General features: G+C 42.4%; 1 pseudogene. It reads left to right on the top strand.

Features of this window, described 5'->3' with window-relative positions:
* Positions 1-194: 194 nt before the first annotated feature.
* Positions 195-554 (top strand): annotated as a pseudogene (locus tag CYP43_RS01195) (efflux RND transporter permease subunit); the annotation flags it as partial.

Raw genomic sequence — 554 nt, 5'->3', positions numbered from 1 at the left:
CTCTAAATGAATTGTGGATGAGCGTTGCAGCTTGCATCGTGATTTTATTGTTGGTGAGTAAAGTTCTTGGACCAACGCTTGGTGGTAGGTTTGTAAATGACAAACAAAGTGGCTGTTGTCTATAAAGCGAGCAATTTATGGAGGCAATTGAAAATTTCAATGACAAATTTTTAGCTTGGGCGATTTGAGTAAAAGTGGTATTTGTAGACATAACGTTTGAGGTCGTTGTTTGCTGGTTTGAACTGACTAAGTTTGTAGGCGCTGACTTCATGCCAGGCGAGGATATGTCGGAGTTTATCATCTACTGTAACATTGATCCTTCACGTAGCCTGCAAGCTAGCAAAGTTAAACTAAATGATCAAATGTCACGCATAAATGCCGATCCTCAGGGAGCGTACGCCTTCTTCATCCTTGTATTCACAGATGCCACGCAGCCTTATACTGTAACTGCTTACGTTATGCTAGAAGAGGTAAAAGATAGACCCAAACACGAGCGGCAGAACGCTATCATGCTGGGGTGTCGCGACAAGCTAAAAAGTGATGATATGAGCGTC

Source organism: Campylobacter concisus (assembly GCF_002913045.1).
In the GTDB taxonomy this organism is placed as follows: domain Bacteria; phylum Campylobacterota; class Campylobacteria; order Campylobacterales; family Campylobacteraceae; genus Campylobacter_A; species Campylobacter_A concisus_AP.
The sequence above is the reverse complement of the archived record's forward strand: the minus strand, read 5'-3'. Positions and strand labels throughout refer to the sequence as shown.